This window comes from Pseudomonas sp. P9_31, assembly GCF_034008235.1.
Lineage (GTDB): Bacteria > Pseudomonadota > Gammaproteobacteria > Pseudomonadales > Pseudomonadaceae > Aquipseudomonas.
In genome coordinates, this window is sequence record NZ_CP125375.1 from 6,156,541 (window position 1) to 6,171,718 (window position 15,178).

General features: G+C 61.3%; 14 protein-coding genes. 11 read left to right on the forward strand and 3 right to left on the reverse strand.

The genetic code is table 11. The features are described 5' to 3' along the window. The 3 genes from tssK to tagH form a co-directional block, all read right to left on the reverse strand. On the reverse strand, positions 1 to 1,335 hold the full coding sequence (gene tssK, locus QMK51_RS27805; protein ID WP_258698165.1) for a type VI secretion system baseplate subunit TssK: 1,335 nt from the start codon (positions 1,333 to 1,335) through the stop codon (positions 1 to 3). A 16-nt stretch (positions 1,336 to 1,351) separates the two neighbouring features. Further along, positions 1,352 to 1,864, reverse strand: a complete 513-nt coding sequence (gene tssJ, locus QMK51_RS27810) for a type VI secretion system lipoprotein TssJ (RefSeq protein ID WP_258698166.1) — start codon at positions 1,862 to 1,864, stop codon at positions 1,352 to 1,354. Between the two features lie 75 nt (positions 1,865 to 1,939). After that, a complete protein-coding gene (gene tagH / locus QMK51_RS27815; RefSeq protein ID WP_320392678.1) occupies positions 1,940 to 3,337 on the reverse strand; it encodes a type VI secretion system-associated FHA domain protein TagH in 1,398 nt (465 codons plus the stop codon). A gap of 404 nt (positions 3,338 to 3,741) precedes the next feature. On the opposite strand from tagH, the gene tssA reads away from it, so the two are divergent. From tssA to tssH, 11 genes are all read left to right on the forward strand, one after another. Next, positions 3,742 to 4,764: a type VI secretion system protein TssA gene (tssA, locus tag QMK51_RS27820; protein ID WP_320392679.1), complete on the forward strand. Its 1,023-nt coding sequence runs from the start codon at positions 3,742 to 3,744 to the stop codon at positions 4,762 to 4,764. A gap of 80 nt (positions 4,765 to 4,844) precedes the next feature. Then, entirely contained in the window at positions 4,845 to 5,354 is a 510-nt protein-coding gene (gene tssB / locus QMK51_RS27825) for a type VI secretion system contractile sheath small subunit (protein ID WP_007894500.1), read from the forward strand. 15 nt (positions 5,355 to 5,369) lie between these two features. Beyond that, entirely contained in the window at positions 5,370 to 6,863 is a 1,494-nt protein-coding gene (tssC, locus tag QMK51_RS27830; protein WP_008007702.1) for a type VI secretion system contractile sheath large subunit, read from the forward strand. Between the two features lie 225 nt (positions 6,864 to 7,088). Next, entirely contained in the window at positions 7,089 to 7,577 is a 489-nt protein-coding gene (locus tag QMK51_RS27835; RefSeq protein WP_320392680.1) for a type VI secretion system tube protein Hcp, read from the forward strand. Positions 7,578 to 7,659: 82 nt separating this feature from the next. Further along, the gene (locus QMK51_RS27840) at positions 7,660 to 8,118 is read left to right on the forward strand and encodes a type VI secretion system amidase effector protein Tae4 (protein ID WP_320392681.1); all 459 of its coding nucleotides are present in this window, start codon (positions 7,660 to 7,662) and stop codon (positions 8,116 to 8,118) included. Then, entirely contained in the window at positions 8,115 to 8,555 is a 441-nt protein-coding gene (locus tag QMK51_RS27845) for a hypothetical protein (protein WP_320392682.1), read from the forward strand. The genes QMK51_RS27840 and QMK51_RS27845 overlap by 4 nt, the downstream gene beginning before the upstream one ends. A gap of 56 nt (positions 8,556 to 8,611) precedes the next feature. Continuing rightward, positions 8,612 to 9,061 (forward strand): hypothetical protein, encoded by a 450-nt coding sequence (locus tag QMK51_RS27850; RefSeq protein WP_320392683.1) that lies wholly within the window; start codon positions 8,612 to 8,614, stop codon positions 9,059 to 9,061. Next, positions 9,055 to 9,567, forward strand: a complete 513-nt coding sequence (gene tssE, locus QMK51_RS27855; RefSeq protein WP_320392684.1) for a type VI secretion system baseplate subunit TssE — start codon at positions 9,055 to 9,057, stop codon at positions 9,565 to 9,567. Before QMK51_RS27850 ends, tssE begins: the two co-directional genes overlap by 7 nt. After that, positions 9,564 to 11,420: a type VI secretion system baseplate subunit TssF gene (gene tssF / locus QMK51_RS27860; RefSeq protein WP_258698174.1), complete on the forward strand. Its 1,857-nt coding sequence runs from the start codon at positions 9,564 to 9,566 to the stop codon at positions 11,418 to 11,420. The genes tssE and tssF overlap by 4 nt, the downstream gene beginning before the upstream one ends. Next, positions 11,384 to 12,436 (forward strand): type VI secretion system baseplate subunit TssG, encoded by a 1,053-nt coding sequence (gene tssG / locus QMK51_RS27865; RefSeq protein WP_320392685.1) that lies wholly within the window; start codon positions 11,384 to 11,386, stop codon positions 12,434 to 12,436. The genes tssF and tssG overlap by 37 nt, the downstream gene beginning before the upstream one ends. Next, complete coding sequence (gene tssH, locus QMK51_RS27870) at positions 12,429 to 15,107, forward strand: type VI secretion system ATPase TssH (RefSeq protein ID WP_258698176.1); 2,679 nt, start codon at positions 12,429 to 12,431, stop codon at positions 15,105 to 15,107. Before tssG ends, tssH begins: the two co-directional genes overlap by 8 nt. Positions 15,108 to 15,178: the final 71 nt, after the last annotated feature.

Sequence of the window (15,178 nt, forward strand, 5' to 3'; positions counted from 1 at the left end):
TTATCCTCGGATCGCCCAGAAAGCCAGGTTCAGCCCCGGGAATTGCCCCGCGATGTAGAACGCAAAACCGCCGGAGTTGGCCAGTTGCTGCCAATGCTCGCTGCCCCGGTCCAGTTCGTAATAGGTGGAGCCGGCGTGATACGGGATTTGCCGTGGCGCCACCGGCAGCGGCAGCAGGCCGATGCCCGGTAATTGCAGGTTGACCAGGTTGCGGATGTGCTCCACCGAGCCGACCTTGCTCTGTTGGCCAAAGTGGCTGCGCAGGGTTTCGGCGGGCACGTCGGCGCGCACCACCAGGATGAAGCTGGCGCTGTCGAGCAGGGCCTTGTCGGCCAGCATCGCCACATGGACGCCGTAGGCTTTTTCGACGATCGGAATCGGCGTGGCCTTGCTGTCGATCAGCATCGACAGCGCCTCTCGCAGGGCTTGCATCACCGGCGCGAAACTCAGCGCCAAGTCATCGTGCTGGTACTGCGGGTATTCCTGGGGGCGCCGACCGGACGCGGTAAAGGTCGAGAACTCCCCGGCCAGGCTCACCAGCTCGCTGTAGAACCGCTCGGGGTGCAACGGGCTCAACTGGCTCAAGTGCTGGATCAGCGGCTGGGCACGGTTGACCAGTTGCAACAGCATGAAATCGGCAATTTCCGAGGCACCGCCAGCACCGGACGCCACCACCCGCCCGGCGAGGGCTTCGCCGCGTTGATGAAGCAGGCCCAGCAATTCGCTGCGAAACGCGGCCAGGGGGTTGGAGGCGACCACATCCAGCAACGGCGGGATATAGGTGTCGTCGAGTACCAAGGCGCGGTCGGCGCGTTTCTCCTTGATTCGTACCAGGCCGATGGCGGCGTAGTCGCTGATGCCATCCTGGGCTACCAACAATCGCAGCGCCCTCGACCCCACGGCCACCGGGGCCTGGTTTTCGAACGGTGCGTTGTCGTCCCGTACTTCGCGCACCTGGCTCACGTAGCGCGCAGCGCCCAGGGCTTCGCCTTCGTCGACCGTATCACGCGCACCGGCGCGTTTGAGCGGCAAGGCCAGGTACACCAAGCCATCGCGCAGGTTGTCATCGACATTCAGCGGGCTCGGTGCCAGGTCATCCTGGGGAATGTTGAATGGCGTGCCGTCCGGCAACAGGCCCCGCGCCGAGATGATCGCCAGTTTGCCCTGGGCCAGCAGGCCCTGGTCGATCAGCAATTCGGAGAAACCCCAGGCGCCGGCCGACAACGGGCGGCTCCGGGCGTCGATGAGGTTCTCCAGGTAACGGTCATGCTGCTGGAAGTGCTGCGTTCCAATGAACATGCCTTCCGACCAGACCACACGATTGTTCCAGGACATGGGGAGCTCCGATTGCTTATTGGGCAGGGCTGGATGGGGAAACCACGACGGCGCTGCGCACGGCGCGCACGTCGAGGCTGATCTGGTATTCGGTGTATTGGCGCGGCGGGACATTCATTACCGTGCGCCACAACGACTGATCCAGCTCGCGATACCCCACTAGCACGCCGATATGGCGGGTGGCCGGGTCGAGGTCGCGCTGCAGGCTCAACTGCTGGCCGGGCTGGATCAGCACTTCGTCCTGGTCGATCAGATCTGCGCCGAGCGTCGCCTGGGCCCGTTCGGCCAATGCGAAATAATCGGAACGGCCGAAGGTGGCAGCATTTTTCAATTCGAAAATGCGCACTCGAACCGGAGCTGGCTGGCCAGTGGCGCCGGGGTTGAGCCCGGCAATGGCGTGAAAGTGCAACTCGACCGCGGCAGTGTCGGCCTCGGCCTCGGCCTCAACGGCCTCGGGTTTGGCCGTGTCCTTGGCACATGCGCTCAGCAGAAGCGCGGTGGCTACTGCGAGTAAAAACCTGGGAATCATCCTGCGTCCTCAATGACGTTTCAGCTATCCGTTGTTCCGTTCTTTGCTATGCATGACGTTATGCGACGGCGACGCTCAGTGGCGGCGCTGCCTTGTGCTGTGCTCTTCGTAGGCGCGGCTGAATTCCCGACCGAACAGGTCCTGGAAATCCTCTTGGGCCTCGCGGGAAATATTGCTGTAGAGCTCGGTGAACTGGTGCCAGTACTGGGCCTGTCGCGAGCCAGTGAAAATGCCCGACAGACCACCGGGCTTGCCCATGCGCTCTTCCAGTTGCGCCGGCTCGAAGCGCGTCAGCAGGTGTTTGATCGCAGCTTCTACACCGGCCATCACCGCCAATTGGTGGGCACGCAAGTCGTCGAAGCTGTCGCGCACAGCCTGGTCCGGCGCCATGAACGCCTGATTGCTGTGGCGCAACAACAACAGCAATGCTTCATCGACGTTGGGAGCGAATTTCAGCGGGTTGTTTTCCACCGGTTGAATCATTGTCTGTTGTATGCGGAACTCGCCCTTGAGGCTGCTGCGGGCGCGCAAGACATCGATCAAGCCTTCGACCATCAGCCGATAACTGCGCCCGATGCTTTCCATTTGCGCCTCGGCCTGAGCCTTGTCCAGGCGCACTTGATCCAGCCCCGCGCCGCGCAGGAAGGCTTGCAACAGGTCGGGTTGAGCATTGTCGGCCGGGCCGACCGGGCGTTCGACGATGGCCACGGGTGGTTCGCGCAGTGGCACTGGCTCGATCGGTACGCTGATTTGCGGTACGGGCGGCGGCGTAACCTCTGCAACAGGCAAGGGGACGATAGCCACCGGCGCAGGCTTGTCGCTGAACAGGTCCCAATCTTCCGGAATCACCGGGGCCGACACCAGCGGTGCAGGTCCGGCCACGGGTGTTGGGTGGGGGATAGGGGTCGGCGGGCGGAAGTCGTGCTGCTCGGCCGGGACATGGTCGGGCTGGGTAGCCGGCGGGACGCTGGTCGGTGTCAGAAAGTCGAACAGGTCCGGCATCGTGTCCATGGCCGATACGCCCTGAAAATGTGCAGGTGGTGTCACGGGCAACGATGGCGGCGTATTCACGACGGCGCCCTGACGCCCCATCAGGGCCTCGAAGCTGCTGGACGAATCGGCGAAAGGGTTGTTGTCGGTCGCCGGCAGACTGAAACTGATTCGTGCCTGGATTTCATAATCACCAATACGGATTACTTCGCCATCTTGCAACGGCTCGCTGTTTCCTTTGCGCAGACGAATGCCGGCCTTGACCAATTCCACACCGTTAGTGCTGTTATCGGTTAAGTAATACCGGCCATCTTTATATTGAATAACGCAATGTTTGCCGGAAACCAGACGCTCAGGGTCGGGCAATACCCAGTCATTATCAGAGTTGCGGCCTATCGCCATCACACCCTGATCCATGGATTTTTCAGGGCATTGGCCAGGGGTAATTTTGTGATAACTAGTGATAGTCAAACACAGCGACATCTTGCCTCCTTGCTGAACACTTTGCGCGCGGGCGAATCGGGATTCACTCCCGCCAGACTCGGTCCGACAACCTTGCAAACAACCTCGAAAACCGCTTTTTGCCAGCATGATTGCTGATCTTAACCGGCTAGCGTGACAAAGAACCTGCATCAGTGCCCGCCTCGACCAAGCGGTCGCGCGGGTTGTTAAGCACCTCACATCTGTCACACAAGGGAAATAGCTTACCTTGACAAGCCATAAGTACTACACCAAAAATGCATAACTTCTTGAATATAAATGATGGCACTTTAAGATCATCGCGCATCAAAAGAGCCATTACGCGCAAGGAAACATGTGAAGTTCCACCTGGAACTAACGTGTGAAATGCCCGACTTTGTCAGCGGGCGATAGGGAGATCAAATTCAGTGGAAGTGCCTTTGCTGCTCGCCGCCGTTTCCGCGACTTCGCCTTGCGGTGAAGATCTGGAATATGACGCGGATTTTTTGCGCCTGGAACGCGATTCCCTGGGCCAGCCCGAGCGCAGCATGGGCGATTCGATATTGCCTGCCTCCCCCCCTGAATGGCGCAGCATCCAGCAGCAAAGCCTGGATTTGTTGCAACGCAGCAAAGACCTGCGCATCACCCATTTCCTTTTGCAAAGTTCCCTTGCCCTCGAAGGCGTCACCGGCCTGGCCCGTGTCCTGACGCTGATCAGCGAACTGCTCAAGCAATACTGGGCCGACCTGCATCCGCGCCTGGATGCCGAAGACGACAACGACCCCACCGTGCGCATCAATGCCCTCGCCGGCCTGACGTCCGATGCCACCATTCGCCTGCTGCGTGAAAGCATCCTGGCCCGTTCGCGAACCTTTGGCTCTGTCAGCCTGCGCGCCGCCGCCAATGCCAGCGGCCTGCAAAGCTTCCCTGACGAAAGCCTCGGCGCCGAGCAGCTCGCCGGGGCGTTCCTCGACAGCGATCCCGAACAATTGGAAGTCACCCGCGCAGCTTTGCACGAGGCCCGCAGCGTCGCCGAGGCCATCGAGCAACAGATCAGCGAGCAAGTCGGTTCCGCCCAGGGCGTTGACCTTGGCCCGTTGAAGCAACCGCTAAAAATGGCCTTGCAGATTCTCGGCCAGTTCGCCCCGCAGAGCGGCGACAACCCCCTTCCCGACTCCGTCAGCGACGACAGTGCCGCGCCAGTTGAATACCAGCCCACCGCACCGAGCGCACCGCGCAGCACTGGCGAAATCAACAACCGTGACGACGTACTGCGCAGCCTGGACCGGATTCTTGCGTATTACACCCGACATGAGCCCTCCAGCCCACTGCCGGTGCTGTTGAACCGGGCGAAGAATCTGGTGCATGCCGACTTTGCGGCCATCGTGCGCAACCTGATTCCCGACGGCATGAGCCAATTTGAAAACCTGCGCGGACCAGACAGCGAATAAAAGCGAACGGATCACGCAGTCACGTCATCGGCACCGCCGATGACGCCAACACCGTCGCTTGAGCGACCAGGAGCAGCAACGTGGCGAAGCAAAGTTCTCAGAAATTCATCGCGCGCAACCGCGCGCCTCGAGTGCAGATCGAGTACGACGTCGAGCTCTACGGCGCCGAGAAGAAGGTCCAGTTGCCCTTCGTCATGGGCGTCATGGCGGACCTCGCCGGCAAGCCCGCCGAGCCTCTGGCGCCTGTGGCCGATCGCAAGTTCCTCGAAGTGGATGTCGACAACTTCGACTCGCGCCTCAAGGCCATGCAGCCACGCGTGGCGTTCCATGTGCCCAACGAGTTGACCGGCGAAGGCAACCTGAGCCTGGACATCACCTTTGAAAGCATGGACGACTTCAGCCCGGCCGCCGTGGCGCGCAAGGTCGATTCGCTGAACAAGCTGCTCGAAGCGCGGACCCAACTGGCCAACCTGCTGACCTACATGGACGGCAAGACCGGTGCCGAAGAAATCATCATGAAGGCCATCAAGGATCCGGCGCTGCTCCAGGCACTTGCCAGTGCGCCGAAGCCAGCCGAGCCTCAGGCTTAATCAGGACGAATGATCATGACCGATTCAGTACGTGCAGACGCTCAAACACTGGGCACCACCGAAGAAGCCAGCGAGTTCGCCTCCCTGCTGCTGCAAGAATTCAAACCCAAGACCGACCGCGCCCGCGAAGCCGTCGAGACCGCCGTGCGCACCCTGGCCGAACAGGCCCTGGCGCAGACCGACCTGGTGTCCAACGACGCCATCAAGTCGATTGAGTCAATCATCGCCGCCATCGACGCCAAGCTCACTGCCCAGGTCAATCAGGTCATCCACCACCCCGATTTCCAGCAACTGGAAAGCGCCTGGCGTGGCCTGCATTACCTGGTCAACAACACCGAGAGCGATGAGCAGCTGAAGATTCGCGTGCTCAACATCTCCAAGACCGACCTGCACAAGACCCTGAAGAAATTCAAGGGCACCGCGTGGGACCAAAGCCCGATCTTCAAGAAGATGTACGAAGAAGAATACGGCCAGTTCGGCGGCGAACCTTACGGTTGCCTGGTGGGCGATTACTACTTCGACCAGTCGCCGCCGGATGTCGAGTTGCTGGGCGAGTTGTCGAAAGTCTGCGCCGCCATGCACTCGCCGTTCATCGCAGCCGCATCGCCGACCGTGATGGGCATGGGCTCTTGGCAGGAACTGTCGAACCCGCGCGATCTGACCAAGATCTTCACCACCCCGGAATACGCCGGCTGGCGCTCGCTGCGCGAATCGGAAGACTCGCGCTACATCGGCTTGACCATGCCGCGCTTCCTCGCGCGTCTGCCGTATGGCGCCAAGACCGATCCGGTGGAAGCCTTCGCCTTCGAAGAAAACACCGATGGCGCCGACAGTTCCAAGTACACGTGGGCCAACGCCGCTTACGCGATGGCGGTGAACATCAACCGCTCGTTCAAGCACTTCGGCTGGTGCTCGCGCATTCGTGGCGTGGAGTCTGGCGGTGAAGTGGAAAACCTGCCGGCGCACACCTTCCCGACTGACGATGGCGGCGTGGACATGAAGTGCCCGACCGAAATCGCCATTTCGGATCGCCGTGAAGCGGAACTGGCGAAGAACGGTTTCATGCCGTTGCTGCACAAGAAAAACACCGACTTCGCCGCGTTCATCGGCGCCCAGTCGTTGCAGAAACCGGCCGAATACGACGACCCGGACGCCACCGCCAACGCCAACCTGGCCGCGCGCCTGCCGTACCTGTTCGCCACCTGCCGTTTCGCCCATTACTTGAAGTGCATCGTGCGCGACAAGATCGGCTCCTTCAAAGAGAAGGACGAAATGCAGCGTTGGTTGCAGGACTGGATCCTCAACTACGTCGACGGTGACCCGGCGCACTCCACCGAAACCACCAAGGCCCAGCACCCATTGGCGGCGGCCGAGGTGATCGTCGAGGACGTGGAAGGCAACCCGGGGTACTACAACTCCAGGTTCTACCTGCGCCCGCACTATCAGCTCGAAGGTCTGACCGTGTCGTTGCGCCTGGTATCCAAGCTGCCTTCGGCCAAAGGCGCGTAAAAACCTGCTGAAACGGTACGCGGTAAAAATGTGGGAGCGAGCCTGCTCGCGATAGCGGTGGATCAGTCACTACCAGTGTTGCCTGACACTCCGCCATCGCGAGCAGGCTCGCTCCCACAGGGGTCTTCATTAGGTTGGAGATCACCTTGAACCCGTTCAGCAGAACAGATTTCGCAAGGTCGGCGTTAACCAAACAATGTGGTAGAGACCACACAGGGAGAAAACATGGCTGTTGATATTTTCATCAAGATCGGCGACATCAAGGGCGAGTCCATGGACAAGGCCCACAAGGACGAAATCGACGTCTTGAACTGGAGCTGGGGCATGTCTCAGTCCGGCAACATGCACGTGGGCAGCGGTGGTGGTGCAGGCAAGGTGAACATCCAGGACCTGTCGCTGACCAAGTACGTCGACAAGGCCACACCGAACCTGATGATGCACTGCGCCAGCGGCAAGCACATCGATAAGGTCAAGCTGACCGTGCGCAAGGCCGGCGGCGAAAGCCAGGTCGAGTACATGATCATCAACCTGGAAGAAGTGCTGGTCACTTCCCTGAGCACCGGCGGCTCGGGTAGCGATGATCGCCTGACCGAAAGCCTCACCCTGAACTTCGCCAAGGCGCTGGTGGACTACCAGCCGCAAAAAGCCGATGGCACCAAGGAAGGCGGGCCGGTCAAGTTCGGCTGGAACATCCGCCAGAACGTCAAGGTGTAATCGAAGATGCCCCCGGCGTTATACGCCGGGGGTGTTTTGGTGCTTGCTCGAATCCAATCCTTTCCCACCCGGTGTCTGAGTCATGGCCAAGCCTTCGTTTATCAATTTGTGGAAAGCCTATTCCGATCTCCTGATTAAGTACCCTGACGCAAAGCCCTGTGAGGGCCCTTGGGCAAACCAGTGTGCTATTCGCATGAGCATGACGCTCAATGCAGAGCTGACCATCAAGGTCAACAAATCCACCTATACCGAACCCAAATGTGCACATGAGCATGCCAGGGGTGCCGAGTCGCTGGCGAACTGGTTGTGGAAGCATCATCTGGGGCGGCCACTGATTCTCGGTGGAAGTGCCGAAGAACGCCGCAAGTTGCAAGACAAGACCGGGCTCATCTTTTTCAAGGATTGTTTCCAGCAGTCAGGGGAGTCTGCTGACAATCGCACCGGCGATCATATCGACCTATGGAATCGTGGCTTGACCATTGGCCGCTACAACGACCCTGCCTACCGATCAAAAGCCATCTGGTTCTGGGAGCTGACATGATCAGATCCAGCCGAAACCTGGCGGCCCTGTGCTGCGTGCTGTCGAGCCTGTGGGCGTGCGCCGGCCAACAGGCTGCCCCTGCTTCCGAGGATCAGGTTGTCACCCTGGGCGAGCAACGACTGACGCTGGGGAACGATCAGCAGCAATGCGTGTTGCGTAAACCGGATCAGAGCGTGCTGCCACTCGAGATGCCATGGCCGTGCCAGTTTGCGGTCGACCGGCAGGGCAAACCTCACGTCGAATCCTTCAACAACGTACCGATCGTGATCGTGCTGCATATGAGCGTTGATCCTGCGAACAGTCGCGAATGCCGGTCCGAGTACCGCGCCGTACGCCAGGTCAAAGGCCAGCTCGAACCTTCGGTGGTCGCGCGCAGTGCCAGTTGCCTGCGAGGCGCAGGCGATCAGAAAGATTACACAGCTCTTTTCCTTTGGTAACCGACCTCACATGCGATCGTCCACGACTCTGCGCATCGCTCAAGACAGATTGGGCTTTGAAGGTTGAAATGATTAAACGAATCCTGTTGATACTGCTGTCGGGCGGCCTGCCGAACCTCAATGCCTGGGCCGAACAGCAACCATCTGCTGCACCCGGCAAGCAGGTAGTTGTCGCCGGACAAACACTGACCCTGGAAAGCCACGATCAGCAATGCGCCTTGCGCAAACAGGACCAAAGCCTCTTGAAACTGGACATGCCGTGGCCTTGTTTTCTGAGTGTCGACCGAAAAGGTCAACCACGGGTCGAAACCTTCAACAACGCCCAAATCATTATCGTGGAGTACTCCACGCCCGAGCCCCCTCCGAGCCGTGATTGTGACGCTCGGTATCAGGCTATCCGCCAAATCAAAGGCCAGCCCATGGAAGTGTCGAAGGTTGCCCATAGTGCTGGCTGCATGACCGGCGTCATGGACCAGAAAAATTTCGTGGCGCATTTCTCGTGGTAACCGAAATCGCCACCCGCGATCGCCTGCAACCGTCCCTGCTGGACCGGTTGACCGACGACGACCCGAGCAACGTCAAGGAAAGCGCCGACAAGCGCGTGCTATCCCTGAGCCAGCTCAAAGCCTCCGTACTGCGTGACCTGGCGTGGTTGCTCAACACCACTTCATTGCTCAGCGCCGATGCGACGTTGCACACCCCGGCCGGCACGTCGGTGGTTAACTTCGGGCTGCCAGCCCTGGCCGGCAACAGTGCGTCGAACGTCGATATCGCAGCGCTTGAAGCGCTGATCCACCAGGCCATCGCCACGTTCGAACCGCGGATTCTGCGTAACACCCTGCGCGTGCGGGCCCGGGCGTCCGCCGAGATGAACCACAACGCCCTGAGCTTCGAGATCGAAGGCGATCTCTGGGCCCAGCCGGTGCCACTGCGCCTGATGCTGCAAACCGACCTGGACCTGGAATCCGGCCATGTGCGAGTGGTCAACGCCGACCAGCGGAGGCGCTCATGAACCCGCGCCTGCTGGAACTGTACAACCAGGAATTGCACCACGTGCGCGAAAGCGCGGCGGAGTTCGCCCAGGAATATCCGAAAATCGCCAGTCGGCTGACGTTGTCCGGCATGGACTGCGCCGACCCGTACGTCGAGCGCTTGCTGGAAGGGTTCGCCTACCTGACGGCGCGGGTACAGCTCAAGCTCGACGCCGAATACCCGACTTTCACCCACAACCTGCTGGAAATCGCTTACCCCCATTACCTGGCGCCGACACCGTCAATGACCGTGGTGCAATTGCAGGCCGACCCCGATGAAGGCTCGCTGAGCAGCGGCTTCCCGCTGCCGCGGGACACGGTCCTGCGCGCCGCCCTGGGCCGCGAAACCCAAACCTGCTGCGAGTACCGCACCGCCCACGCGGTGATGTTATGGCCATTGCAAGTCAGCCAGGCCGAGTACTTCGGCAACCCGTCCGCCATGCTCGGGCGCTTGGCCGCCAGTGAACCCAAGGCCAAGGCCGGCCTGCGCCTGACCCTGCGCACGGGCGCCGAACTGCCATTCAGCAGTCTGGCTCTGGACAACCTGCCGTTGTACCTCAGTGGCGCAGACGAGCAGCCCTTCCGCCTCTATGAACAGCTGCTGGGCAATGTCTGCGCCGTGTTCGCCCGTCAGCCCGGCGGCGCTTGGGTGGAACGCCTGCCGCAGGACGCACTGCGTTCCCAGGGATTCGACGATACCGACGCCGCGCTGCCCGTGGTCCCGCGGGCCTTCCAGGGCTATCGCCTGTTGCAGGAATACTTCGCCCTGCCCCACCGTTTTCTGTTTGTCGACTTCACCCAGTTGAGCCGGGCGGTCAAACGCTGCGACGGCCAGGAACTGGAATTGATCGTGCTGTTCGACCGTCACGATCCGAGCCTGGAAGGCATCGGAGCCGCGCAGTTCCTGCCGTTCTGCACCCCGGCCATCAACTTGTTTCCCAAGCGCCTGGACCGCATCCACTTGTCGGAACGGGTCAATGAACACCATGTGATCGCCGACCGCACCCGGCCGATGGATTTCGAGATTCATTCCCTGACCGCCCTCACCGGCCACGGCACCGGGTCGGAGCAGCCTTTTTTGCCGTTCTATGCGGTACGCGATCCGTCTCGTTACGGCCGCGATCAGGCCTGGTACACGGTGCGGCGCGAACCCCGCATGCTGTCCAGCGGCCAGCGGCGTAACGGCCCGCGCTCGACTTACATCGGCAGCGAAACCTTCGTCAGCCTGGTGGACAGCCAGCAGGCGCCTTATCGCCACGACCTGCGCCAACTGGGCGTAACGGCGTTGTGCACCAACCGCGACCTGCCGCTGTTCATGAGCGTGGGCAATAGCAAGACCGACTTCACCCTGGCCGACAGCGCACCTGTAGCGGCGGTGCGCTGCGTGGCAGGCCCGAGCCGCCCACGCGCCAGCCATGCCCACGACGCCAAAGCCTGGCGGTTGATCAGCCAGCTTTCGCTGAATTACTTGTCCCTCAGCGAGCAAGGCCAGGGCGCCGCCGCCCTGCGCGAATTGCTGCGTCTGTACGGCGACAGCAACGATGCGGCGTTGCAATTGCAGATCGAAGGCCTGCGCGAAGTCAGCAGCAAGGCCTGCACCCGACGCTTGCCGATGCCGGGCCCGATCGTGTTTGGTCGTGGCCTGGAGATCACCCTGGAATTCGATGAAAACGCGTTTCGCGGCACTGGAGTCTTCTTGCTCGGTGCAGTGTTCGAGCGCTTCCTGGCACGCTACGTGTCGATCAACAGTTTTACCGAGACGGTGATCCGTACCACCGAACGCGGCGAGATCATGCGATGGAAAGCCAAGCCCGGACGCCGTCCGACCCTGTGAGTACCCTGGACGCGATGCACCAGGAGCCCTGGGAATATGACTTCTTCCAGGCGTTGCGCCGCATCGAGTGCGAATCGCCTGAACTGCCGCGCCTGGGCCATTCGTTGCGCCTGGCCGATGATCCGTTGCGCCTTGGGCAACAGGCCGATTGCACCTTCGCCCCGGCGACCCTGGCTTCGGTACAGCCGGGCGTCGACGGTTCGCCGGCGCGCCTGGAGCAGTTCTTTTTCGGCCTCGGCGGCCCCAACGGTCCATTGCCGCTGCACATCACCGAATATGTGCGCGAACGCCAGCGCAACAACGCCGACAGCACCAGTAAACGCTTCCTGGATGTGTTCCATCACCGCCTGCTGAGCCTGTTTTACCGGGCCTGGGCCGAAGCGCGGCCGACGGTCAGCCATGATCGCCCGGACGATGACTACTGGTCGGCACGCCTGGCTGCACTGAGCGGTCGGGGCATGCCGAGCCTGCTCAAACAAGGGCTGATCCCCGACACGGCGAAGCTGCATTACAGCGGTCATCTGTCGGCACAAACCCGCTACCCGGACGGCTTGAAGGCCATTCTCAGCGAGTACTTCGGCCTGCCGGTGGAGATCGAAGAGTACGTCGGCCAATGGCTGGAGCTGCCGGAGCGCAGCCGCGTGGGCGCCAGCGCCCATCAATTGGGCGTGGATTTTTGCCTGGGCCGTTACGTCTGGGATCGCCAGCACAAATTCCGCATTCGCCTGGGGCCACTCAAGCTGGATGACTACATGGGCATGCTGCCCGGTAGCCAACCCTTCAATGAACTGGTGGCCTGGGTGGCCGAATACCTGGGCCATGAACTGGACTGGGATCTGAACCTGGTTCTGAAACAGCCCGAAGTACCGGCACTGCAACTCAATCGCCGCTTCCGTCTGGGGTTCAATACCTGGCTGGGCCGGCCCGAAAAAGATGCCAAGGATTTAATCCTGGCCCGGCACTACGCCGAGCAGGCCAACACCTCACAGATCTCAAGGAGCCATGAGCATGGGTGAAATCAGTCGCGCCGCGTTGTTCGGCAAACTCAACAGCGTCGCCTACAAAGCCATCGAAGCCGCCACCGTGTTCTGCAAGTTGCGCGGTAACCCTTACGTGGAACTGGTCCACTGGTTTCATCAGTTGCTGCAACTGCAGGACTCGGACCTGCACCGCATCATCCGTCAGTTCAATATCGAGCCGGCGCGCCTGGCCCGGGACCTGACCGAAGCCCTGGACCGTTTGCCACGGGGCTCGACTTCAATCACTGACTTGTCTTCCCATGTGGAAGAAGCCGTGGAACGTGGCTGGGTCTATGGCAGCCTGATGTTCGGCGAAAGCCAGGTGCGTACCGGTTACCTGGTGTTGGGCATCCTCAAGACACCGAGCCTGCGCCATGGGCTACTGGGGCTATCGGCAGAGTTTGACAAGATCAAGGTCGAGGCCCTGAGCGAGCGTTTTGACGAATACGTCGGTGACTCGCCGGAAAATGCGCTCAGCGCCAGCGATGGTTTCAATGCAGGCAGCGTGCCCGGTGAAGCCAGCGGTGCCATGGCCCCAAGCGCCATGGGCAAGCAGGAAGCGCTCAAGCGTTTTACCGTCGACCTCACCGAGCAGGCCCGCAGCGGCAAGCTAGATCCGATTGTCGGGCGTGACGAAGAAATCCGCCAACTGGTGGACATCCTCATGCGCCGTCGGCAGAACAACCCGATTCTGACCGGTGAAGCCGGCGTCGGTAAAACCGCCGTGGTCGAAGGTTTTGCCCTGCGCATCGTCGCCGGTGACGTGCCGCCGGCGCTCAAGGACGTGGAACTGCGCAGCCTCGACGTCGGCCTGTTGCAGGCCGGCGCGAGCATGAAAGGTGAATTCGAACAGCGCCTGCGCCAGGTCATCGAAGACGTCCAGGCCTCGCCAAAACCGATCATCCTGTTTATCGACGAAGCCCACACGCTGGTAGGTGCCGGTGGCGCCGCCGGCACCGGGGACGCGGCCAACCTGCTCAAACCGGCCCTGGCCCGGGGCACCCTGCGCACCGTGGCCGCCACGACCTGGGCCGAGTACAAGAAGCATATCGAGAAAGACCCGGCCCTGACCCGCCGCTTCCAGGTGGTGCAAGTCGCCGAACCGTCCGAAGACAAGGCGCTGCTGATGATGCGCGGCGTGGCCTCGACCATGGAGAAACACCACCAGGTGCAGATCCTCGACGAAGCCCTGGAAGCCTCGGTCAAGCTGTCCCATCGCTACATCCCGGCGCGCCAGTTGCCGGACAAATCCGTGAGCCTGCTGGATACCGCCTGCGCCCGCGTCGCCATCAGCCTGCACGCCGTGCCGGCGGAAGTGGACGACAGCCGTCGTCGCATCGAGGCGCTGGAAACCGAACTGCAAATCATCGCCCGCGAGCATGCCATCGGCATCGTCATCGGCGCCCGCCAGAGCAACAGCGAAAACCTGCTGGCCGCCGAGCGCGAACGCCTGGCCGAACTCGAAAGCCGCTGGGCTGAAGAGAAAACCCTGGTGGACGAACTGCTCGCCACCCGCGCCACCCTGCGCGAAAGCGTCGGTGTGGTAGACAGCGACGTTGGCAGTGAAGACAGCCACGCCCTGCGCGAGAAACTGGTGGACCTGCAACAGCGTCTCAGTGCGCTACAAGGGGAAACCCCGCTGATTCTGCCGACGGTCGATTACCAGGCCGTGGCCTCGGTGGTCGCCGACTGGACCGGCATTCCGGTAGGCCGCATGGCCCGTAACGAACTGGAAACCGTGCTCAACCTCGACCAGCACCTGAAGAAACGCATCATCGGCCAGGACCATGCCTTGCAGATGATCGCCAAACGCATCCAGACCTCCCGCGCGGGCCTCGACAACCCGAGCAAGCCGATTGGCGTGTTCATGCTCGCGGGCACCTCCGGCGTGGGCAAGACCGAAACGGCCCTGGCCCTGGCCGAAGCCATGTACGGCGGTGAGCAGAACGTCATCACCATCAACATGAGCGAATTCCAGGAAGCTCACACCGTGTCCACCCTCAAGGGCGCGCCACCGGGCTACATCGGCTATGGCGAAGGCGGCGTGCTGACCGAAGCCGTGCGGCGCAAACCCTACAGCGTCGTACTGCTGGACGAGGTGGAAAAAGCCCACCCGGACGTGCACGAGATCTTCTTCCAGGTCTTCGACAAAGGCGTGATGGAGGACGGCGAAGGCCGGGTGATCGACTTCAAGAACACCTTGATCCTGCTGACCACCAACGCTGGCACCGAGTTGATTGCCCGTGTCTGCAAAGACCCGCAAAACGTGCCCGAGCCCGAAGAGATCGCCAAGGCCCTGCGCCAGCCGCTGCTGGAGATTTTCCCGCCGGCATTGCTGGGCCGCTTGGTGACCATTCCGTACTACCCGCTCAGCGACGAGATGCTCAAGGCCATTACCCGTCTGCAACTCAACCGCATCAAGAAGCGCGTGCAGAACACCCATAAAGTGGCGTTCGATTACGACGACGCGGTGATCGACCTGATCGTCTCCCGCTGCACCGAAACCGAAAGCGGTGGGCGGATGATCGACACCATCCTGACCAACAGCCTGCTACCGGACATGAGCCGCGAGTTCCTCACCCGCATGCTCGAAGGCAAAGCGCTGGCAGGCGTGCGGATCAGCGCCCGGGATAACGAATTGCACTACGACTTCAGCGACGCAGCATGACCTGACCAGAACACGGTCAATGTGGGGCTTGCTCGCGAAGGCGTTGTGTCAGCCAACATCAATGTCGCTGA